Source organism: Methylomonas sp. PHL2-19 (assembly GCF_059331595.1).
This window is the reverse complement of record NZ_CP196839.1, coordinates 3,846,678-3,869,219: the sequence shown is the minus strand read 5'-3', so window position 1 is coordinate 3,869,219 and position 22,542 is coordinate 3,846,678. Positions and strand designations below refer to the sequence as shown.

At 54.8% G+C, this 22,542-nt stretch carries 19 protein-coding genes; 13 read left to right on the top strand and 6 right to left on the bottom strand.

All coding sequences use genetic code 11. The features are described 5' to 3' along the window. Nucleotides 1-23 precede the first annotated feature (23 nt). The 9 genes from ACR02O_RS17765 to ACR02O_RS17725 all read left to right on the top strand — a co-directional run bounded on the left by ACR02O_RS17765 (nucleotide 24) and on the right by ACR02O_RS17725 (nucleotide 8,078). Nucleotides 24-746: a tetratricopeptide repeat protein gene (locus ACR02O_RS17765; RefSeq protein ID WP_494522109.1), complete on the top strand. Its 723-nt coding sequence runs from the start codon at nucleotides 24-26 to the stop codon at nucleotides 744-746. Further along, on the top strand, nucleotides 746-2,704 hold the full coding sequence (gene yoaA / locus ACR02O_RS17760; RefSeq protein WP_494522108.1) for a DNA repair helicase YoaA: 1,959 nt from the start codon (nucleotides 746-748) through the stop codon (nucleotides 2,702-2,704). The genes ACR02O_RS17765 and yoaA overlap by 1 nt, the downstream gene beginning before the upstream one ends. A 61-nt stretch (nucleotides 2,705-2,765) precedes the next feature. Then, nucleotides 2,766-3,452 (top strand): tRNA (adenosine(37)-N6)-threonylcarbamoyltransferase complex dimerization subunit type 1 TsaB, encoded by a 687-nt coding sequence (gene tsaB, locus ACR02O_RS17755; RefSeq protein ID WP_494522107.1) that lies wholly within the window; start codon nucleotides 2,766-2,768, stop codon nucleotides 3,450-3,452. 101 nt (nucleotides 3,453-3,553) lie between these two features. After that, a complete protein-coding gene (locus ACR02O_RS17750; protein WP_101051618.1) occupies nucleotides 3,554-4,174 on the top strand; it encodes an L-threonylcarbamoyladenylate synthase in 621 nt (206 codons plus the stop codon). Between the two features lie 5 nt (nucleotides 4,175-4,179). After that, nucleotides 4,180-4,833: a site-2 protease family protein gene (locus ACR02O_RS17745; RefSeq protein ID WP_033157440.1), complete on the top strand. Its 654-nt coding sequence runs from the start codon at nucleotides 4,180-4,182 to the stop codon at nucleotides 4,831-4,833. 2 nt (nucleotides 4,834-4,835) lie between these two features. Then, nucleotides 4,836-5,657, top strand: a complete 822-nt coding sequence (locus ACR02O_RS17740) for a segregation and condensation protein A (protein WP_033157441.1) — start codon at nucleotides 4,836-4,838, stop codon at nucleotides 5,655-5,657. A 223-nt stretch (nucleotides 5,658-5,880) separates the two neighbouring features. Further along, nucleotides 5,881-6,765, top strand: a complete 885-nt coding sequence (gene scpB / locus ACR02O_RS17735; protein WP_458139391.1) for an SMC-Scp complex subunit ScpB — start codon at nucleotides 5,881-5,883, stop codon at nucleotides 6,763-6,765. 25 nt (nucleotides 6,766-6,790) lie between these two features. Then, nucleotides 6,791-7,513 carry a 23S rRNA pseudouridine(2605) synthase RluB gene (gene rluB, locus ACR02O_RS17730; RefSeq protein ID WP_082769390.1) on the top strand — a complete coding sequence of 241 codons (723 nt, stop codon included), beginning with the start codon at nucleotides 6,791-6,793 and terminating at the stop codon, nucleotides 7,511-7,513. A gap of 88 nt (nucleotides 7,514-7,601) precedes the next feature. Continuing rightward, on the top strand, nucleotides 7,602-8,078 hold the full coding sequence (locus ACR02O_RS17725) for a hypothetical protein (protein ID WP_458139392.1): 477 nt from the start codon (nucleotides 7,602-7,604) through the stop codon (nucleotides 8,076-8,078). Nucleotides 8,079-8,502: 424 nt separating this feature from the next. Here the strand turns inward: ACR02O_RS17725 and ACR02O_RS17720 are convergent, their stop codons facing one another. Then, nucleotides 8,503-8,811, bottom strand: coding sequence for a sll1863 family stress response protein (locus ACR02O_RS17720; protein ID WP_458139393.1), 309 nt, complete (start codon nucleotides 8,809-8,811; stop codon nucleotides 8,503-8,505). Nucleotides 8,812-9,122: 311 nt separating this feature from the next. Here ACR02O_RS17720 and ACR02O_RS17715 point away from each other — a divergent pair, with 311 nt between their 5' ends. Next, complete coding sequence (locus ACR02O_RS17715) at nucleotides 9,123-10,676, top strand: hypothetical protein (RefSeq protein ID WP_458139394.1); 1,554 nt, start codon at nucleotides 9,123-9,125, stop codon at nucleotides 10,674-10,676. 39 nt (nucleotides 10,677-10,715) lie between these two features. Here ACR02O_RS17715 and ACR02O_RS17710 read toward each other — a convergent pair whose 3' ends face one another. The 5 genes from ACR02O_RS17710 to ACR02O_RS17690 all read right to left on the bottom strand — a co-directional run bounded on the left by ACR02O_RS17710 (nucleotide 10,716) and on the right by ACR02O_RS17690 (nucleotide 17,612). Beyond that, a complete protein-coding gene (locus ACR02O_RS17710) occupies nucleotides 10,716-13,820 on the bottom strand; it encodes an error-prone DNA polymerase (RefSeq protein ID WP_458139395.1) in 3,105 nt (1,034 codons plus the stop codon). Next, nucleotides 13,804-15,294: a Y-family DNA polymerase gene (locus ACR02O_RS17705; RefSeq protein WP_458139396.1), complete on the bottom strand. Its 1,491-nt coding sequence runs from the start codon at nucleotides 15,292-15,294 to the stop codon at nucleotides 13,804-13,806. Before ACR02O_RS17705 ends, ACR02O_RS17710 begins: the two co-directional genes overlap by 17 nt. 7 nt (nucleotides 15,295-15,301) lie before the next feature. Next, complete coding sequence (gene imuA, locus ACR02O_RS17700; protein ID WP_458139397.1) at nucleotides 15,302-15,916, bottom strand: translesion DNA synthesis-associated protein ImuA; 615 nt, start codon at nucleotides 15,914-15,916, stop codon at nucleotides 15,302-15,304. Next, nucleotides 15,913-16,524, bottom strand: coding sequence for a transcriptional repressor LexA (gene lexA / locus ACR02O_RS17695; protein ID WP_458139398.1), 612 nt, complete (start codon nucleotides 16,522-16,524; stop codon nucleotides 15,913-15,915). Before lexA ends, imuA begins: the two co-directional genes overlap by 4 nt. 281 nt (nucleotides 16,525-16,805) lie before the next feature. Next, complete coding sequence (locus tag ACR02O_RS17690; RefSeq protein ID WP_033157448.1) at nucleotides 16,806-17,612, bottom strand: response regulator; 807 nt, start codon at nucleotides 17,610-17,612, stop codon at nucleotides 16,806-16,808. Nucleotides 17,613-17,765: 153 nt separating this feature from the next. Here ACR02O_RS17690 and ACR02O_RS17685 point away from each other — a divergent pair, with 153 nt between their 5' ends. The 3 genes from ACR02O_RS17685 (at nucleotide 17,766) to ACR02O_RS17675 (ending at nucleotide 22,441) form a co-directional block, all read left to right on the top strand. Further along, entirely contained in the window at nucleotides 17,766-18,329 is a 564-nt protein-coding gene (locus ACR02O_RS17685; protein WP_033157449.1) for a DUF447 domain-containing protein, read from the top strand. Further along, on the top strand, nucleotides 18,326-19,012 hold the full coding sequence (locus tag ACR02O_RS17680; RefSeq protein ID WP_101051623.1) for a (5-formylfuran-3-yl)methyl phosphate synthase: 687 nt from the start codon (nucleotides 18,326-18,328) through the stop codon (nucleotides 19,010-19,012). Before ACR02O_RS17685 ends, ACR02O_RS17680 begins: the two co-directional genes overlap by 4 nt. Nucleotides 19,013-19,135: 123 nt before the next feature. Then, nucleotides 19,136-22,441, top strand: coding sequence for a bifunctional diguanylate cyclase/phosphodiesterase (locus ACR02O_RS17675; RefSeq protein ID WP_101051624.1), 3,306 nt, complete (start codon nucleotides 19,136-19,138; stop codon nucleotides 22,439-22,441). The last annotated feature ends 101 nt before the right edge of the window (nucleotides 22,442-22,542 follow it).

The window sequence follows — 22,542 nt, the reverse complement described above, 5'->3', positions numbered from 1 at the left end:
TTACTTGGCTACTCAAATCGTAAATGAAAAAAAAATCTCTGTTAATTTTGTGCCCTCTGTTACTGATATTAACGGCGTGTAGTAATCCTGGCTCAGAACCACCGGTGGCCGGCAGCGTACCGGCCAAAAAAGCCCCGGCTAAAAAATCAGCGGCAAACAAAGCTCCCGCAACTACGTCTAAAAAACCGGTGTCTAGTCCCGATACCGCCACCTATCCTATCGAAAGTGTCAGCAATAACTTTAAAGATGAACCGAATCTGCCGGCCTTTCGCGCCGAGCCGTTGATGCCGCCGGCCGATATTCCGCCGCCTGCGCCAGCCAGTCCGGCTCTGACTGCACCCGCTCCGGCGGCGGTGGCTACAGCAACTGCGCCGGCACCAAGGTTTGTTATAGAAGACGCGCGCATCCCCAGCGGCACGCCGCCGGCGGTGGTGGCTTTAATTAGCGAGTCAGACCGCAGCCGTAATAGTGGCGACCTGGATGCTGCAGTGGTCGTGATGGAACGGGCGCTACGCATCGATTCACGCAACCCCACGCTGACTTACAAGCTGGCGCAGCTCAGAATCAAGCAAAATAAACCGCAACTTGCCGAAGAATTGGCCGGCAAGGCCGCTCTGTTGGCGGGTGGTGATCTGGATCTGAAGCGCAAAAGCTGGTTGTTGATCGCCGAAGCCCGGCAAATGCAGCAAAATGCCCAAGGGGCCAGAGAAGCTAAAGCCAAGGCGGACAGCTTTTTCGGTCGCTAGTGGTTGACAGTTCCAAGACGGCGCTTGCCGGCGCCGCCAGCAAATTGGCCGATGTTTTTGGCGACGGCGGCGCCTTAGCCGAGGTTATCAGCGGTTATTCGCCGCGCGCCGCGCAGATCGAGATGGCCGAAAAAATCGCCTACGCCATCGAGTCCCAGCAAAACCTGATTGCCGAGGCCGGCACCGGCACCGGCAAAACCTTTGCCTATCTGATTCCCGCCATTCTGTCCGGCAAGAAAGTCATCGTTTCCACCGGCACCAAAAATCTGCAAGATCAATTGTTCAACAAGGATTTGCCGGTGATACGCAAAGCCTTGAGCAGAAGGCCGTTCAAAGCCAGTTTGCTGAAAGGCCGCGCCAATTATTTATGCACTTATCGGCTGGAACAGGCCTTGAATTCCGCGTTCGGTTACAGCCAGGAAGACGCGGCGGCACTGGCGCAGATCAAGGCTTGGTCGAAACGCACCAAGGCCGGCGATGTCTCGGAAGTGGCTGACGTGCATGACGGCGATCCGGTCTGGTTTCACGCCACCTCCACCACCGACAATTGCCTGGGGCAGAACTGCCCGGATTATGCCGATTGCTTTTTAACCAAAGCCCGCAAACAGGCGCAGGAAGCCGAGATCGTGGTGGTCAATCATCATCTGCTCTGCGCAGATTGGTCGATCCGTGAAACAGGCTTCGGTGAATTGCTGCCGGATGCCGAAGTCGTCGTTATCGACGAAGCCCATCAACTGGCCGACACCGCCTCCAATTTTTTGGGCGTGACCATCAGCGGCAAACAACTGGTCGATTTGGCCGATGACAGCTTGGCCGAATACTTCACCGACGCCAAGGACATGCCGGACCTGCGCACCGCCTGCGAGGACCTACAACACGAAGTCAAGGATTTGCGCTTGGCGTTTGGTCTGGAACTGCGCCGCGGTGACTGGCAGGACATCGAAACCAACCCCAAAATCGCCGGCGCGTTGGAATCCTTGCAAAAGCAATTGGCCCGGCTAACCGATCAATTGGAACGCGCCTCGGTGCGCAGCAAAGGTTTGGAATCCTGCTTCGATAGGGCCGAAGCGCTGGACGCGCAACTGGAAACGCTGATCAACGACAAGGACGGCCAGTGGATCAAATGGTACGAAACCTACAGTAAGTCGTTCACGCTCAGCCGCACGCCGCTGGATATCGCCAAGGAATTTCGTGGTTTCATGGCCCGGCACAAAGCTACGTGGATTTTTACCTCCGCGACCCTGAGCGTGGCCAATAACTTCGTGCATTTTTCCAAGAATCTGGGCTTGAGCGGTGCGCTCAGCCAGAGCTGGGAAAGTCCGTTCGATTACCCGAATCAGGCCTTGTTTTATCACCCCAAAGGTTTGCCGCAGCCCAGCGATCCGGACTTTACCGACAAAATTGTCGAGTTTGCCTTACCGGTGTTAGAAGCCAGCCGGGGCCGGGCGTTTTTCCTGTTTACCAGCCACCGCGCCTTGCAACGCGCCGCGCAATTGTTGGAAGGCAAGCTCGACCATCCCATCCTGGTACAAGGGACAAAGTCTAAAGGCGTATTGCTGGATCAGTTCAAGGAACTGGGTAACGCGGTATTGTTAGCAACTGCCAGTTTCTGGGAAGGCGTGGACGTGCGCGGCGATGCTTTATCTTGCGTGATTATCGACAAACTGCCGTTCGCTTCGCCCGGCGATCCGGTATTGAAAGCGCGGATGAGCGCGATGGAAAAGCAGGGCCGCAACCCGTTTTTCGAGCATCAACTGCCTAGCGCCATCATCATGTTGCGCCAGGGCGTGGGCCGCTTGATTCGCGACGTCAACGACCGCGGCGTATTGATGGTTTGCGACCCCAGATTATTGAAGCGCTCCTACGGCCAAATGTTTTTAGATAGCGTGCCGGCGATGAAGCGCAGCCGTGAGATAGCCGACGTGCGGCAGTTTTTTGCGTTGGATGAATCACATTGAACATTGCGTAGGCCGGAATAAGCGTTAGCGTTTCCGGCATCTTGTTGACAGAGGTACAGATTTGAAATTATTGGCAGTAGAAACCTCCACCGACGCCTGTTCGGCGGCTTTGTTTATCGATGGTGAGATTAGCGAAAAATTTGCGATAGCGCCGCGCGAGCACACCAAACTAATCTTGCCGATGATCGATGAGTTGATGGCCGATGCCCAACTCAAACCGCAACAACTGGACGCTATCGGTTTGAGTCGCGGGCCCGGTTCGTTTACCGGTGTCAGAATTGCCGGCGGCGTGGTGCAAGGCATTGCTTATGGTGCCGACTTGCCGGTGGTGCCGGTTTCGACCTTGGCGGCCATCGCCCAAGATTTTTTTAACCGGCGGTCCGATGCCCAGCTGAGTTTTACCGCAATGGACGCCAGGATGGACGAGATTTTTTGGGGCGTGTATCAACGCAATGAATTGGGCCTGGCGGATTTGATCGGTGCGGAAGCCGTGACGCCTGCCGGAGAAGTGATCTTTCCCGATCTGGCCGGCTTTGGTGTCGGTTCAGGCTGGGGCGTTTATGCGGAGCAGTTGGGCCAGCGTTTAGCCGAGCGTGTGCTGGGCGTCGAGGTGGAAGTCTGGCCGCGCGCCGGCTGTATCGCGCAATTGGGCGCTTACGGTTTTGCCAACGGTTTGGCGGTGCCTGTCGAGCAAGCCATGCCGGTTTATCTGCGCGATAAAGTCGCCAAAAAACAATCGGAAAGATAAGCTGGTTTCTGATTTCCAGCGGCCGCTAAAACGGCCGCGCCACATTTTTAAATACCTTCTGGGGTACAATGGCCCTTTACCTAAGCCGATAGTTTTAGCCCATGGCGCAATATTTCGAAATTCACCCGAAGAACCCGCAGCCGCGCTTGATTCAACAAGCAGTCAATATATTGCGCAACGGCGGAGTCATCGCCTATCCCACTGACGCATCCTACGCGCTGGGTTGCCAGATCGGCGATAAGGCAGCCATGGATCAAATTCGCAGCCTCCGCCGGCTGGACGATAATCATAACTTCACACTGTTGTGTACCGACCTGTCACAGGTTTCCACCTTCACCAAAATGGGCAATGAAGCCCACCGCTTGATCAAAAAACTGACGCCCGGTCCGTTTACGTTTTTACTGGATGCCACACGCGAAGTGCCGCGCCGGTTGCAGCACCCCAAAAAGAAAACCATAGGCGTCAGAATCACCGACCATCCGGTAGCTCAAGCCTTGGTCGAGCAGCTTGGCGAACCATTATTGACCTCCACGTTGATGATGCCCGGCGATGAGGAGCCTTTGGCCGATCCTTACGAAATCCGCAAGCGGCTGGAAAAAGAGTTGGCCCTGGTCATAGATGTGGGCGTGATCGAATATCAACCCACTACCGTCATTGCTTGCGGCGACAAGTCGATTGACATTGTTCGGCAAGGTATCGGTATTGCGCCGATGTTGGAGTAAAAGCCATGATGGACGAATTAACCCTGATACAAAGGATCGTGGTGTGGATTTTGCCGGTGATTTTCGCGATCACCGGTCACGAGGTGGCGCACGGCTGGGTGGCCAAGAAGTTAGGCGACAACACCGCTGCCGACCAAGGCCGTTTAACGCTGAATCCTCTCAAACATATTGATGTGCTGGGCACCCTGATTATTCCCGGTTTATTGTTGCTGACCTTTACCGGTTTTGTGTTCGGGTGGGCCAAGCCGGTGCCGGTCGATCCCCGCGCGTTTAAAAAACCGCGCCAAGCCATGGCGATTGTGGCGGTAGCCGGCCCCCTGTCCAATCTATTAATGGCGGCGGCCTGGGCTTTGCTGTCTAGAATCGGCGTGATGTTGGAAATCGAATACATCTCTTTTCCGCTGATATACAGCGGCGTAGCAGGCATCAGCATCAATTTGGTTTTGGCTTTGATTAATCTTCTGCCGATACCGCCCTTGGACGGCAGCCGGATTTTGTCTGGAGTGCTATCGGATTACTGGGCTTGGCAATACAATCGTTTGGAACGGTTTGGTTTTATTTTTTTGTTGATATTACTCGCTACCGACGTGTTGCAATATTTGCTGGCTTATCCGATGTACTACGCCCAACAATTATTTTTTAGTTTGGCGGGCATGTAGTTTTGAACGACGTCGCATTACCGGTTGAAGCCGCGCTGCCGCCTCTGGCGCTGGTGCAAGGTCAGCCTTATCAGGATTTACCGGAAGACCTTTACATCCCGCCGGATGCGTTGGAAGTGTTTCTGGATGCGTTCGAAGGGCCGCTGGATTTGCTGTTGTATTTGATTCGTCGGCAGAATCTGGATATTCTCGACATCCCCATCGCGCAGATCACCCGGCAATATATCGCCTACATCGATATGATGGAAAATTTGCGTCTGGAGCTGGCCGCCGAATATCTGGTGATGGCCGCGCTGCTGGCGGAGATCAAATCGCGGATGCTGCTGCCCAGGCAGCCGGAAAGCGAAGAGGAAGAAGAGGACCCCAGAGCATTTTTGATTCGCAAATTGCAGGAATACGAAGCGATCAAAAAAGTGGCCGAAGAGATCGATCTGCTGCCCAGAAACGAGCGCGATACCTTTGAATTCGGCGTCGACACTTCAACCGTGGATGTACAGCAAATTTTGCCGGATGTGCAACTCAAGGAACTGCTGCTGGCCTTCCAGGACATACTGAAGCGCGCCGAGAGGCTTACCCATCATCAAATAACCAAAGAACCCCTATCAGTCCGTGAACGAATGGCAGCCATTTTGGAAAAACTTAACGGAGCAAATCAGCTCCCTTTCGCAGCGTGTTTTACCCGAAGTGAAGGAAAAAACGGAGTGGTTGTCGCGTTTCTTGCCATCCTTGAACTCTCCAAGGAACGCATCATCGACATCTTCCAATCCGAACCCTACGCCGGCATTCAGGTCAGAATCCGCCTCGATAGCGGCGCCGGCGACTGACTCACTGCTAGCCGAAACCGTCGTTGATGATGTTATTCCCACAGCCAAACCCAGAACGCCCCGCAAGCCGCGCATCAAACCCGAGCCGGTTACGATATTCGTGCCGGTCAAACGGAGGGCCGTTCGGTTTCCGGCTATCTGGACTAGCGAGCCGCGCGTTGTGGTTGTTCAAAGCCAAGAACCAAGTAAACCCGTGGTTTTGCCAATTTCCCGTAGGCACGCGGTGCGCTTGTTGCCGGGTTGGCGGAGTAGTTGGCAAGCACCCGTGCCGGAGGCTGCGGCCGTTAGCGAGTCTAGGCGCGCAACCCGTTTACCGCAGCGTTGGGCCGAGATTATTCGCGCCAGCACCTACGAACCCATTGTGGTCGAACGCCACCGACTACAGCCCGACATCATTAAAGAGTGCGACATGAACACCAAGCGCATCGTGGAAGCCATTTTGTTCGCCGCCAATCGGCCGATGACGATCAGGCAGATTCAGGAAACCTTTCCGGAATTGGAGCAACCCGATACCTTGTCGGTACAAATGGCCCTGGATGAAATCGCCCGCGACTACGCTGACCGCCCCATCGGCCTGCGGCAATTGGCCAGCGGCTATCGGTTTCAGGTGCGCGAAGGCTTGTCGCCGTATGTCACCCGCTTGTTCGAGGAAAAACCCGCGCGATATTCGCGGGCACTTTTAGAAACATTGGCTATCATCGCCTATCGCCAGCCGGTGACGCGCGGTGAAATCGAGGATATTCGCGGTGTCAGCGTCAGCAGTTCCATCATTCAAACCCTGTTGGAGCGCGAATGGATTCGCGTCATCGCCCATAAGGAAGTACCGGGCCGGCCGGCCTTGTTCGGCACCACCAAGCAATTTCTGGATTATTTCAATTTAACCTCATTGAGCGAATTACCGACGCTGGAAGAAATCGTCAATTTCGATTTCGGCAATTCGCCGCAACCGCAACCCGAGCAGGACCACAGTGAAAGACCGCAAACCGCCGAGATCCAACAACCCGTCAGCTCCGCAGGACAAACGGACCCAGAAACCGCAACCGCGGAAACCGAGTTCGACCCACAAGCCGAAGCCAGCCTCGGCACCGAAAAGCTCACCCTCCACTAAAGCTGCACCGGCCGGCGGCGAGCGCATCCAGAAACTGCTGGCGCGGGCTGGTGTCGGTTCGCGCCGGGAAATCGAGCGCTGGATAGAAGAGGGCAAGCTCACCGTCAACGGCAATCCGGTACAGCCCGGCTACCACTTAAAGCCGGACGACCATCTGCAAATCAACGGTCGGGTCGTCAAATGGGAAAAATACGCCGAGCAACCGACTCGGGTATTGGTGTACCACAAGCCGGTCGGCGAATTGGTCACCCGCCGCGACCCCGAAGGCCGGCCGGTAATCTTTACCCAACTGCCGCGCCTGCAAGTCGGCCGTTGGATCGCGGTCGGCCGGCTGGACATCAACACCTCCGGCTTGATTTTAGTGACAAACAACGGCGAGTTGGCCAACCGCTTGATGCACCCGTCGCGCGAAGTCGAACGGGAGTACGCGGTTCGAATCTTAGGCGAAGTCGACGATGCCATGCTGGCGCGCTTGAAACAAGGTGTGGAACTGGAAGACGGCCCTGCACATTTCGAAGACGTCAGCTTTTACGCCGGCGAAGGCGCCAACAAATGGTTTTACGCCACGGTGAAACAGGGGCGGAATCGTTTGGTACGGCGTTTATGGGAATCGCAGGGGGTTAAAGTCAGCCGCTTGATTCGGGTCCGTTACGGCGATGTTGGTTTGCCGGAACGGGTCAGGGCGCATTCGTTTTATGAGCTTGAGCCTAAGGAATTGCAGGGATTGATGGAGTTTGTGGGACTGTAGTCTGGTTTTTTTATTTATAATTGATATTTAAACTTCGATCCTTGATCTCGACACGAGAAATTTTTCTATAGATTAATCAAGAGTAATTATGGATGCTTCTGTTATTGCTGCTTATATAAGCGGCGTATTCGCAATATTCGGTCCAATAATAGTTTTCATAGCTACAAAACATTATGAGATCAGATATCTTCAGCCAATTAACCATGACAGACGAATTGCTGTTGTTGGACGCTGTAGAGGGGAGATTGTTCAACCTAACCTTACTTCAAATATTGAGTTGAGGTTTGATGTCAGAAACAAAGAAGTAATTGGTGAAGCGCAGATCAATCGGGTTGTTGAGGGTCGAGAGAGGTTAATTACCTTGACGATGACTGGTGGCTTTTTATATGACCGATTCTTAAAATTGGATTATAAGAATGCAGACGCCAGCACTATACAGTTTGGTTCAATTACTTTGGAGTTAGCCGCTGATCCTCGAGCTATGGAGGGAAAATACTCTGGCTATGGTTCTGTAAGCAATTGCATTGTATTTGGAGAAATTCACCTAACTAAGGTGGAGGCTTGATTACGTAGTGTAGGCATGCTTTTTAAGTCAACGCGGAATTTCGGTTTGCATAACCAATGATTCGCTGTCGCGAAACTTAATTGAATACCGGTTCTCGCCCCGGCGGGCGAGATACTTTCTTTTGCTCCGCCAAAAGAAAGTATCCAAAGAAAAGGCGGCCCGGATGCCGCTTCTCCCCTGCGTTCCTCGCTTTAGCTAGGGGTTGCCGAAAGGGGCTTCCTGCCCCTTCGGCAACGTGCGGCATCCATGCCGCACCCCTTCGGGCTATTCCTATCAAAAGCTCCGGTACTCGGCGCGGCATACGGGACAAAATCGTCCGCAAATTTATATTGCGTAGGCTGGGTAGGAGCGATAGCGGAAACCCAGATTAAAGGTCTCTAACCTAAAGAAGAACGGCATTTTTGGATAGTGCGTTCGGCGCGGATCAAGACAAGAAGGATTTCAGCTTGTCCGTGAAACTGTGCCAGCCTTCTTCCAGTTTTGCGGCGGATTCTTTCCAGCTACTTTCAAAACTCTCTTTTACTTCGTCCCAGGTTTCGTCGGCGACGGCAGCGATTTCTTCGGCTTTAGCCTTGGCTTGGTCCAATTTCGGCTCTAGCTCGGCGATGGCCGCGCGAACATCATCCAGCGCCTCGTGGGATTCGTCTAGAGCTTTTTGCTTTAGCGCTTCCAATTTCACTTGCTGTTCGTCAATCGAAGTATTAATTTTCGCTAGCAGTTCATCTTTGGTCATGGCACAGTCCTCCCGCGCGGGGATTGGTTGATTGAGTGTGCAGTCTAACAAACTTGTGTCACCGGTTGTCGGATTTGCTAAGGTTATGAAATTAAAGATTAGTTTATGCTTAGCAGCTAAGCATAAACGTTGTCCCTGTAAGTACCTGATCGAAAAATGCCCCCGCTTTGTCCGGTTCGGTAAAACACCATTTGAAACAATTGGCTAGCCTTTGGAAATCAGGATGGCTTACCATGGGCCAACTTTCGATTTGTGTTCCAATTCGAGCAGGTTTTTATACCGGGGCGGATAGAAAAATGGCAATTTGGCGGATGAGCTCAACCCTAAGATTTACCTTTCTGGCGGCTGTTTTCCTGGTTTCCGGGTGCGTCAATCATGCCGATTTGGCGGAGGCTCCCGGCGAAAGCCTGGTAGTCCAATCCGTGCCGGATTCGAATTATCTGGCAACGCAAAGTTACTATCACGAACTCATTTCCGGCACGATGCCCAGCATCGCCGAATTGACGCTGTTTACCAATCAATTGCCCAAGGGTGGCGATCTGCATCACCACTATTCGGGTGCGCTGTACGCGGAGACTTATCTGGATTGGGTGGATAAAAGCCATTTTTGCATTTGCCTGGACAACGCCTGCCAAGGCGGCACCAAAGCCGGTCCGGAGCCGGTGGCTAAATACGAGGTTGTCAAGCATTGGAAGTCAGGCACTTGTGTTGGCGCGGGTGAACTGCGGACCAAGAAAAAATATTCAACCGTCTACCGCGATCTGCTGAAGCGTTGGTCAGATAAAGATTTTGCCAACCACTTTCACGAACAATCCCCGCCGGACCAACAGTTTTTCGATACCTTCGGTTTCTTCGGATCGGTATCCGACTATTCCTATCAAGCAGGTTTGCAGGCGCTTAAACAGCGGGCCATAGCCGAAAACGTGCTGTATTTGGAGACTATGCTGAAAAGCGCGCCGGCCATCGATAACCCGGCGCTGGCAAAGACACTCAACGCCTTAAATGCCGACAGCACCGATCTGGAAATGGAGGCGGCTTTTCAGGCTTATTTCGATTTTCTGGCAAGCGATCCGGCAGCCAAGGCCGCCGTCGAGGAGTACGCCCGCTCCCATGAACAAGCGGCGACCGGCATCAACGATGGAAGTTTTATACTGCGCTTTCAGACCTATGTGTCGCGCAACAGCGAGCCAGCCAAGGTGTTTTCCGGTTTGTACGCTGCGTTTGCCGCCGCGCAGCAATCGGCCTTGATTGTGGGCGTTAATTTGGTGGGACCGGAAAACGGTTATATCGCGATGCGCGACTATAGTCTGCACATGAAAATGCTAAGGTTTTTGCGGCAGCATTTTCCCGAAACAAAATTGTCCCTGCATGCCGGTGAGTTGGTGTTGGGCATGGTGCCGCCGGAAGGCTTGAAAAGCCATATCCAAGAAGCGCTAAATACCGCCGGAGCGCGGCGTATTGGGCACGGGATAGACATCGTGCATGAAACCGATGCCTATCAATTGCTGGAGCAGATGAAAACCGGCGACGTGGCGGTCGAGATCAATCTAACCAGCAATGCGTTTATTTTGGGAGTGGAATACGAGACCCATCCCTTGCAGTTATACCGGCGCTATCACGTGCCTTATGTGATTTCCACCGATGACGCCGGCGTGTCGCGCAACAATTTAAGCAACGAATATCTGTTATTTACCAGTCGCTACAAACCGTCTTACGACGAATTGAAGGCTGTGGTTTACAACAGTATCGATTACGCTTTTTTGCATGACCAGGAAAAGGCTGAGGCGCGGTGGGCGTTGGATAAACGTTTTGCCGCTTTCGAAGCACAAATAGCCAAACAGCTTGAACTTGAAGACCAGCCCTGAGCCAGGCGACGGGGTGAGAGGCTTGGTGGCGTTAACATTTCAATGAAAATCCCGGGATTTAGTTTCCAAATCGCCGATCCAGCTGCTCCAGTCTTCCAGCTTGCCGGCTACCAAGTGCAGCACACCGTCTTCCTGTTGAATCGTGCCGGTCACCGACAACAGGCGAGCTTTCAGCAAGGGTTTACGTTGGGCCAGGGCAGTGGCGGGCCAGACCACCAGGTTGACCTGGCCGGTTTCGTCTTCCAGCGTTACAAAGGTCACGCCGGATGCCGTCATCGGCCGTTGCCGGCAGATCACCAGGCCCGCGACTTGGACGATGCTGCCGTTACGGCGTTGCCATAAGGATGCGGCGGTGGTGACGCCGCGGCGGCGCAAGCGTTCGCGCAGCAGGCTCAGCGGGTGTTCGCGCAGGCTGAGCCGGGTGCTGGCATAATCGGCCAATACCTCCTGTCCGGGCTTGGGGGCTTTTAATAGCGGCGTGGCTTCGGCAATCTCTGCGACCCCAAATACCGGCGTCGCAGCTTCCACACCACCAGCCGCCCAGAAGGCCCGATGCCGGTTGCCGGCCAGGGTTTTTAACGCATCTGCTGCCGCCAGGTGTTCCAAATCTTGCCGATCCAGTCCGGCGCGCTCGGCCAGATCGGTGACGCTGGTAAACGGTTTAGCTCTGCGGGCTTGGACAATCTTGGCCGCCGCTAGTGCTGATAAACCTTTAACTTGATTAAAACCCAAGCGTAAGGCCGGTGCGGCGTTGGCGGGAAACTCCAACGAGCATTCGCTGAGACTGGTCTGTACGTCCACCGGCCGTACCTCCACGCCATGCCGCCGTGCATCCTGCACCAGTTGCGACGGGCCGTAAAAGCCCATCGGTTGGCTGTTCAGCAAGGCGCAGCAAAACGCCGCCGGATGATGGCGCTTCAACCAGGCCGACACATAAGCCAGCAAGGCAAAGCTGGCGGAATGCGATTCCGGAAAACCATAATCGCCAAAGCCCTTGATTTGTTGAAAAATCCGTTGGGCAAACTCGGTGCTGTAGCCGCGCGCCTGCATGCCGTCCAGCAGTTTGCGCTCGAACGGTTCCAGGCCGCCCTTGCGTTTCCAGGCCGCCATGGCTCGGCGCAATTGATCGGCTTCGTCGGCGGTAAAACCGGCCGCGACCATCGCCAGTTGCATGACTTGTTCCTGAAAAATCGGAATGCCCAGTGTACGTTCCAGCACGGCTTGGACTTCCGGGCTGGGGTACTCCACGGGCTCCAAGCCTTTGCGCCGGGCCAGATAAGGATGCACCATTTCTCCCTGGATAGGCCCGGGGCGGACGATGGCGATTTCGATGACCAGATCGTAATAATTGGCCGGCTTCAGACGCGGCAGCATGGTCATTTGCGCCCGCGATTCGACTTGGAACACGCCGATGCTGTCAGCCTGTTGCAGCATCGCGTAAACCGCCGGGTCTTCGGCCGGAATGTCGGCCAGGGTCCAGGTCTGACCGGTATATTGATCAAGATATTCCAGGGCTTTGCGAATCGCACTGAGCATACCCAGTGCCAGTATATCGACCTTTAATAAGCCCATCGCTTCCAGATCGTCTTTTTCCCATTGAATCACGGTGCGGTCGGCCATTGCGGCATTTTCCACCGGCACTAATCGGGATAATTCATCGCGGGCGATGACGAAGCCGCCGACGTGTTGGGAAAGATGGCGCGGAAAGCCCTTGATTGCCTGAAACAGCACGGCCAAGCGTTGTACGGTGGGGCTTTCCGGGTCGAAGCCGCATTCTTTCAGTGATTCCGGCATTAGCTGATAGCCATCCCAACGATCCACGCTGTCGGCCAGGCGTTCGACTTGCGCCAGGTTCAAGCCCAGGGCTTTGCCGACGTCGCGCACCGCGCTGCGGCTGCGGTAGGTAATCACCGTAGCGGCCAGCGCGGCGCGATGCCGGCCGTATTTTTGATAGATATATTGAATGACTTGCTCGCGGCGTTCGTGCTCGAAATCGACGTCGATGTCCGGCGGTTCGTTACGCTCACGAGACAGAAAACGCTCGAACAGCAGATTCATTCGGCTCGGGTCGACTTCGGTAATCCCCAGGCAATAGCACACTGCCGAATTGGCCGCCGAGCCGCGGCCTTGGCAGAGGATGCCTTGCTCCCGCGCGTATCTGACGATGTCGTGTACAGTCAAAAAATACGGTTCGTAAGCCAAGTCGGCGATCAGCGCCAGCTCGTGTTCGATTTGTTGACGAACTTTTGCCGGCTCGCCATGCGGCCAACGTTTGCGGATGCCGGTTTCGGTCAAATGTCGTAGCCAGGAAGTGGGCGTATGCCCATTTGGCACCAGTTCTTGCGGGTACTCGTAGCGCAATTCATCCAGTGAAAATTGGCAGCGCTCGGCGATAATCAGGGTTTGTTGCAGCCATTCAGACGGATACAGCTCGGCCAGCCGGGGCAGGGGCCGTAGATGCCGTTCGCCGTTGGCAAACAATGCGTAGCTCAGTCGCGATAGGGGCTGGCCAAGGCGGATCGCGGTAAGCGTATCTTGCAAGGCTTGGCGCGAGCGCCGGTGCATATGCACATCGTTGCAAGCGACTATCGGGATGTCTAATTGCCGGGCGGTAGCTTGGGCCTGTTGGCAATAGTCTTCGTCGCGGCCGGATAGAAACAGGCCTATCCCCAGCCATAAATCGCCGGCAAATAGTTGTTTCAACCAATAGCCATCTTCTTCCCGGTAACAGTCGTTGGTTAGCCAGATGGCCAGACAGCCTTGCGGACAGTGGGCGGCCAGATCGGATCGGGTTAGCCGGTAGCTGCCTTTTTCAGCTTGGCGGCGGGCGAGGGTAATCAACGCAGACAGGTTGCCGTAGCTGCTTCTATCGGTTGCCAGCAAGACCAGTTTCAGACCGCCTTCCAAGACAAACTCACTGCCGATGATCAGTTTGATATGGTGTTTCTTAGCGGCCAGATGCGCTCTTACCACGCCGGCCAGCGAGCATTCGTCGGTCAGTGCCAGTGCCTGGTAACCCAGGCGGGCAGCTTCCTCGACTAGTTCTTCCGGATGCGAGGCGCCGCGCAGAAAGCTGAAGTTGGACAGACAATGCAGTTCGGCAAAACCACTGTCCGGCGCGCTGGCCTCATCCGAACAAGCCATGCACAAACCATTGTTGTTTGGCGTTTAAGTCGCGATACACCCACAGTTTTCGGCCGCGTTGATCTTGGGCGCTGTGATAGTCACGGCGGATCGGCTGGTCGTCCCACCAGCCGGACTCGATGCGTTCCGCCGACGATAGCAGGCTAAGGCAGCTTAGCCGCACCGGTTCGGGATTAGTTAGCAGCCACAAAGGCCTGGGCGCTAAATCGGGATTGGCGGTTAGTTGGTTTGGTGCAGCGGTCATGGCGCGTTCCGGGCGATGGTCGGCTTGCGCGCCGGGAAACTTTAAGGCTTGATGCCCCAGCCTGGCTTGCAACTGATCCAAAACGGCTTGCCATTCGGTGTCACTATCCGGTTTCTCGTGGTCGTCGAACAGGCTGAAGCGTTCCGGCTGAAATGGGACTATGGCGGTGCTGAGCAGGGTGATAGCCAGCACCGGGGCCGGCAACGGCGAGCGCTCCAGTTTTTCGGACAGTAAGCCGCACCAGTGTTTAGGATCGCGGTTACCGGCGCGAAAATCCAATGCCAAGCAAGTGGCCGGGCGGCCGTGATGCAGTAGTTCCAGCGTGATGCCTAAGGTTGTGGCATCGCGGGTTTTTAGAAACGCGGCAAACTCGTCGGCCAGTTGTTCGATGGCCGGGAAGAAATGTTCGATACGTTCCAGCTCGATGGGCATCTCACGGCTGGCCTGGAAGCGATGCGGCCTGTGGAAAGCCTGTAAAACTTGAGTTTGCCGGCCGGCAAGTCTGTCCAGTTGTTGCAATAAACCGGCACCATAACGTTTCGCCAGGCCGTCGCGCGGTAAGCGCCACAGGTCGGTGAGTTGGCGAATGCCGGTGCGCATTAGCCGGTGTAAGAGTTTATCGTCCAGTGCCAGCGCGGCGATGGGCAACGGGCCCAGTGTCGACCGCAAGGCCTGGCTGTCGATGACGATTTTTTCCTGACCAAGTTTGGTTAGCAATACGCTGGCTGTAGGCGCGGGGCTGATGGCAATCGACGGCCGATGTCCGCTGCTTTGCCATGCCGTTTTTAGCTTGTCTCTTAAGCTTTCCACGCCGCCGAATAACGTCAGGCAGGAACGAATTTCCAAAAGCAGGCAATCCGCCTGATCCAGGCTGACCCAGGGACTGAAATCCAGCGCAATTTCGGCAAGTTGTTGTAATGCTAGGCGTTCGGCGAACGGGTCGCGGTTACGAATGCTTAGGCCGGGACACAGGGCTAAAGCGGCGGCGGGTGTCATGCCTGACTCGACGCCGGCTTGCCGGGCCGGCGCCGAGACCGTATGCAGGCGAGTCTGGCCTTTGTAGGGCATAGCACTGGCGACGGCCTGATTTAAATCCAGATGTAGTGCAGTCAAAGCCAAGTCAGGAAAATAGGCGCATAGCCAAAGTTGGCTGTTGGTCGGATTGGGCTTTACGAGTGTGCCGATTCGCTCTGGCGGCGTTGGCGATAGCGCACTGGCGGTGGCAGCCATGGCGGTCTTACAGCGGCAAGGTCAAAGACGCACGTTGCAAGCTACCGCGCGCCTTTAAAATGTGCAGTGCTAGGCCTGGGTTTACCGGTTTGATCTCCAGGCGCAATGCCGTGTAACCACTGCCGCTAGGGCGTTTGGGAAATAGCACCGCCAAGGCAGAGCCGGCTTCCGCGGCCAGCTGCAAGCGGCGGATTTGATGATCGCTGAGCCGGCGTGGCCAGGCCAAGGCCATGCCGCAGCGGCCGCTACGCAGCAGTTTTTCCAGACTCCAGGGAATGTCCGCCTCTTGCCGGCAATCCACTACCAGAACATAGCTTGCATCGATGCCTGCCTGTCGTAAGGCGGGTGCATAGACTTGCTGCGGCGGTGCGATCCAGGCTATCCAGCGCTTGCTTTGAGATAGGGAGGTCATGGCCGGCAGCAACAGGCTTAATTCGCCGATGCCCAAGCAGGGCGATAGAATTTCCAGTACGCCGCCCAGCGGCCAGCCGCCACCGGGCAGCAAGGCATCCAACTCGGCAAAACCGCTGGCAATTGTTCGCCAGTTTTGATTTTCCGAATGCAATCCGCGCCAAATCCCGGTCTGGGTGCGTAACAGCTGATCCAGGGGAGTTGCATTCATAGCCCGCTACGAATCACGCCGACCACCACGCCTTCTATTACCAATAGCTCGCGCTGCAAATCGACTGCAATGATGGAAAAATCCGGATTGGCCGGCTCCAGAAACGCTTTAGCACCTTCCAGGCGTAGCCGTTTTACCGTGGCTTCATCGTGAATCCGTGCCACAACGATCTGGCCGTTGCGCGCTTCCGGTGTGCGTTGCACGGCCAATAAATCACCATCCAGAATGCCGGCATCGCGCATGCTCATGCCTTGCACCCGCAGCAAATAATCGGCGCGGTGATCAAACAGCTTTGGCCCCAGGCGGCAATAACGCTCGATATGTTCTTCGGCCAGTATCGGTTGTCCGGCCGCTACTCGACCAACCAGGGGTAGGCCTTGCTCGGGATTGGATGTCGGTTTCAGCAAGCGGATGCCGCGCGATGCGGCTGGCACGAGTTCGATGGCGCCTTTGCGCGCCAAAGCCTGCAAATGGCCACGGATACTGTTGGTGGAGCGCACGCCAAAAGCATCGGCGATTTCGGCGATGGTCGGCGGAAAGCCATCCTGTAACAGGCTGCGCTCGATGAAGGTCAGGATGTCTTGTTGGCGGTCGGTGAGTGGTTTCATGCTGTTTTTATAGTTACTGCTTTTATAGGCAGTATAGTGCGCATGGTGGGATTAGCGCAACTATCCGGCAGCTATAAAAACTGCCGCCTGCACGCTAGCGGCTTTGAGCGGTTGGGCGGGTTTTATATGTTCAAACTTAGGCTGGGCAAGCGTTTGCCCGGAGCAAACCGGATGCTAGACGCGCAGGTAAAGGACGAGTGATGACAGGAAGGGGGCTGTCAATTATTAGCGGGTGGAACGGTTAAACAAGATAAAGCTTAAGCAAGCCGGTAATTGCAGCTTCAATCCGGCTCCAGCACCCGAAACAGCATTTCCTTCACAGTTTGCGGGTCGAAGGGTTTATCGCAAATCGCCGAGACGCCGGCTTTGTGCACATTACTGAGGCGGGTTTCGTTTTCTTCGCTGGTCACCATCAAGATCGGTACGATGGAATTGCCCAAATCCTGGCGGATGGTTTTGATCAATTGTTGGCCGTCCATGATAGGCATATTGTAATCGGTGACGATCAGGTCGAAAGCGTTTTGGTCGCGAGCGAATACATCGACGCCTTCCTTACCGTCCTGGGCCTGGGTAATCTTGACGATGCCCATATTGTTCAACACGCGGCTGATGTGTTTGCGCGCTAGCGGACTGTCGTCCACCACCAACACCCGCACGTTTTCGATGTCGTAATGTTCCAGGCTGATTTCTTGCGGATCGATAAACTCGATGGTCGCCCGCAAGGCGTTTTTTAAATCGTCGTGCGCAAACGGCTTGGGCAAAATCGCTACCACGCCGGCTTGGCGGATGGTGTCTAGTACCGCAAAGCTGGATTCGCTGGAAATCAGCATGAAGGGGATATGGCTCAGGGCTTCTTCATTGCGCAGATGCTCGACCAGTTCGGTGGCCATCATATCCGGCAGATACAGGCTGCTGATAATTAAATCCGGGCGGTGATTATGCAAGCTTTCCAGCGCCGCCGCCGCGTTGGAAACGCCTTCGATTTTGGCTATGCCTTCGTCACGTAAATGCTGCATGATGACTTTTAATTGTGTGGTCGAAGGTTCAATCAGCAAAATCGATAAGTCGGCAATATCTATGGCGTGCATAAGCGTGTGGCCTGGTTAATGTTGAACGGAATTGCATCCTGCAGGCGCCGGCTGGAAAAAAAATCCCCAAGGGTAGCCGGCGAGATTAAAATTGCGCGTTGGTTTGCCGGTAAACCGGCAACATTTCACGCTTCAGGATAGACCTAAACCACCATGATTCAAGAAACCCTCGTCACTACCATCAATCTGCAGGGCGATACGCACATCGCGCCGATGGGAGTGCATGTTGAACAAGATCACTACATTATCTTGCCGTTTCGGCCCTCGACTACGCTGGATAATCTGCTGGCAACCGAAACCGCCGTCATCAATTATTGCGACGATGTGCGGATTTTTGCCGGCTGTCTGACCGGGCGTAGGGACTGGCCCTTATTGCCCGCCCAACAAGTCGCGGGGTATTATTTAGCCGATACTTTGGCGCATACCGAACTGCAATTGGTGCGAATCGAAGACGACGACACCCGGCCGAAATTGTTTTGCCGGGCCGTGCACACGGTCAACCATAAGCCGTTTCAAGGCTTTAATCGGGCGCAATATTCAGTGCTGGAAGCGGCGATTTTGATCAGCCGGCTGGATAGATTGCCTGGGGAGAAAATTCAAGCCGAACTGGATTATTTGCGCATCGGCCTGGATAAAACCGCCGGTGAGCGGGAGCGTCAGGCCTGGGATTGGCTGATGGCGGCGATTGAACAACATCGCCGGGGAGTGCAAGTATGACCGCGATGTTGGCAAGCGTGAATAGTTTGGCGGAAGCGCTGTTGGTCGAAGCCGCCGCCGTCGATATTATCGATTTAAAACAACCCGCTCGCGGCGCCTTGGGTGCTCTGGATGTGGCCGAGGTTGCCGAGATTGTCCGCCGCTTGCAACCGGGCAGCTGTGTTAGTGCCACTATCGGCGATTTACCGATGCAGCCCGAACTGGTCCTGCCGGCCGTGCAAGCCATGGCGGCTACCGGCGTCAATTATGTGAAAATCGGGTTTTTTCCGGGCGGCGACTGGCTGGCGTGCGTCGAGGGTTTACAGGCGATTGCTGCGCGGGGCGTGGCCTTGGTCGCGGTATTGTTTGCCGATACCCGCCCGGATTTTGCGATGATTGATGCTTTAGCCCAGGCCGGTTTTCGCGGGGTGATGCTGGATACCGCCAATAAACAACTCGGTTCATTGACGCGGCTGATGACGCTCGACGAATTGCAGAGTTTTGTCGATAGGGTCGCCGGCCTGGGTTTGCTGAGTGGCTTGGCCGGTTCCTTGCGCGTCGACGATGTAGCGGGTTTAGTGCAGTTAGGTCCGGATTATTTGGGCTTTCGCGGCGCCTTATGCCGGGAACATTCCCGCACTGCGCAACTGGACGTCGGGCAAATCGACATAATTAGGCAACATTGGCGAGCTTTAGCGTACTGAATGAGCCCGCTGATGCATTGACAGTACCCATAGCACCATCGACAAAACATAACAATAACACTAGCCGCCAACAGACTTAAATCTACATAATGTCGGCAGACCGGTAAACAGCAAGGGATCACTGTGGAGCAATATAGCGAACAAAACCAGGCCAGGCCTCTGCTTTGGACGGTGCTACTACTTTTACTTGCGCAGTTGCTTAGCTGGTATTTTCCGCTGGCAGACTACTTACGGCCCTTTGTCAGCCAATCCTTGGGCGTGCATACCTTGATGGAAGGTTTTTCCATCGTGATTTCCGCATTGGTTTTCGCGGTGGGTTGGAGCGTTTATCAAAAGGAGAATTCCGCCGGATTCCTGATGCTGGCCTGCTGCTTCTTGGGGGTGGCGGTCCTCGATTTAATGCATACCCTGTCTTTCAGCGGCATGCCGGCCTTTATCACCGAAAGCGATCCGGAAAAAGCCATCGCTTTTTGGCTAATGGCCCGCGGGTTTGCAGCGATAGGTCTGGTGATGGGATGGTTGCTGCCAAACCGGCCGATAACCCCGGTGTCGCGGGCGTTGATGCTGAGCGTTGTGCTGCTCTATATTGGCCTCAGTTGCTGGCTGGTGTTTTTCCATCAAGATTGGTTGCCGCGCACCTTTGATGCAGTTGATGGTTTAACCTCTTTTAAAAAGACCTGCGAATATGTATTGGCCGGCGTCTATGCTGTCAGCGCCATCGGCTATTTACGCCAAACCCGCCGCCAACATACCTACGATCCGGCCGGTTTGGCGGCGGCTGCTGCGATCATGGCCATGAGCGAGTTGTTCGCGACCTTTTATGCCAGCGTCAGCGATTTGTATATTTTGCTCGGGCATGCCTATAAGTTGGTCGCCTATGGCCTGATTTACCGTTCGGTTTTCCTCAACAGCATCCAACTGCCTTACCAGCGGCTCTATCAAGCGCATCAGGCACTGTCTGTTAGCGAAGCCAAATTTCACGCCATTATCGAAGAGTCGCCGATTGCCTATGCTTTGCATGATAGCCAGGGCAATATCAGTTATTTGAACTCGGCTTTCGTAAAAACCTTCGGTTATACGCTAAGCGATATTCCGACCTTGGCGGAATGGTGGTGGCATGCCCATCCCAACGCTGAATATCGGCAACAGGTCATCGCTAATTGGCATACTTATCAGCGTGTTCCCCAGTCTGCTACCGAGTCCGGCCAAACCGCGGAATTGAAAGTCTGTTGCAAGGATGGCAGGAGCCGGATGGTGTTGGTCGACATCGTCTTATTGGGCGATAGCTTGGCCGGCAATCAATTACTGATTTTGCGCGATATTTCCGAACGGTTGGAAGCGATGCACAAACTGGCCGATTCGGTAAACATGCTGCAAACCGTCATCAACACCATCCCCAGCCGCGTATTCTGGAAAGACCTGAATTACCGGTATCTGGGCGCCAACTTAGCCTTCAGTCAAGATGCCGGGCTAGAGAATCCGGCCGAATTGATCGGTAAATCCGATGAGCAATTGGTTTGGCGGGATTTAGCGCACTTATATCGAGCAGACGATAAGCAGGTCATCGAGAGCAATACGGCAAAATTGAATTACGAAGAAACGCTAATGGGGCCGGCAGGTAAAACCATGCATTTAAGGACCTCAAGAGTGCCTTTACGTAATTTACAGCAACAGATCATCGGCGTGCTGGGCGTGTATGAGGACATCACCGCGCGGAAAAGCGCCGAAGAGGAAATGCAGCTGGCGGCCCTGGTGTATTTGAACAGTAGCGAAGCAATGATGGTTACCGATGCCACGGGCACCATCATCACGGTTAATCCGGCATTTACCACGGTAACCGGTTATTCGGCGGACGAAGTGATAGGCCGGGCCTTTGTCGGTACCACCACAGAGCCGCATGATCAGGCTTTCTATAAAACCGTCTTGCGAGTGATCAATACCCACGGCCAGTGGGCCGGCGAAATCAGCGGCCGCCGCAAGAACGGCGAGGATTGCATTCAGTGGGTCACCATCAACTCCATTCTGAACGAGAACGGCGGCGTGCACAGGCGGGTGGCCTTGATCGCGGATATTACCGAACGCAAAAAATCCGAGGAATTGATTTGGCGGCAAGCCAATTTCGATCCGCTGACCGGTTTGCCGAATCGCAATATGTTTTTAGATCGGCTTAATCAGGAAATCAAAAAGGCTTTTCGGCATGGTCGGCATGTGGCATTGATGTTTCTGGACTTGGACCGCTTCAAGGATGTCAATGACAGCATGGGCCACTTCATGGGAGACATCTTGTTGAAGGAAGCCGCGCGGCGCATCAGCGGCTGCGTGCGCGATTGCGACAGCATTGCCAGACTGGGCGGCGATGAATTTACCGTGATTCTCGGCGAGTTGGATCAAGTGGATGGCGTCAACCGGATCGCCCGGAACATCTTGCAGGCTTTAGCGGAACCGTTTCGTTTGGGCAATGAGACGGCCTATATTTCAGGGAGTATAGGCATTGCCCTGTATCCGGACGATGCGCTGGACACCGATTCCTTATTAAAAAATGCCGATCAGGCAATGTACGCTGCCAAAAATCAGGGCCGCGACCGCTATCAATATTTCACTGCCTTGATGCAGCAGAACGCCCAACTGCGCATGCGGCTGGCCAACGATTTGCACGGCGCGCTGGCCCGTCAGCAGTTTTTACTGCATTACCAACCGATTATCGAGTTTGCCAGCGGCAGCATAGCCAAAGCCGAAGCCCTGCTGCGTTGGCTGCATCCGACGCTGGGCATGGTCAGCCCGGCCGAATTTATTCCGGTTGCCGAAGATACAGGGGTTATCGTCGATATTGGCGATTGGGTTTTTGACACTGCCGCGCACCAGGCTAAGCAGTGGCGGCAAACCTATAATCCGGATTTCCAGATCAGCGTCAACAAATCGCCCGTGCAGTTCCGCCGGCAAGCCATGGAAGCCAACCAATGGCTTGCCTTATTGCAAGAGCTGGATTTGCCGGGCCAGAGCGTGATCGTTGAAATAACCGAGGGCTTGATATTGGATGCCAGCAACAGCACGCGCGAGCAACTGTCGGCGTTTCGCGATGGCGGGATGCAGGTGGCTTTGGACGATTTCGGCACCGGGTATTCGTCTCTGGCCTATTTGAAAAAATTCGACATCGATTACATCAAGATAGACCAGGCGTTTGTCCGGAGTCTGGTGGCCGGCTCCAGCGACATGGCCTTGTGCGAAGCCATCGTGGTAATGGCGCACAAATTGGGCATTAAGGTCGTCGCCGAAGGTATAGAGACCCAGGAACAATACGATCTATTAAACCGAATGGGCTGCGATTACGGACAAGGCTATTTAATTTCCAAACCGGTCCCGGCCGACCAATTCGAACAGTTGCTCGATAAGGCTTTTACCCAAGCACCGTCCGGCGATGGACGGCATTAGCCAGAACACTGGAATGATTACCCAGCCTTTATCTATCGCCGCCCCCGTTCTTGCGGGACACGCATCCGGAAAATTTAAGGGCCTTGGTTGATCGGAATGCT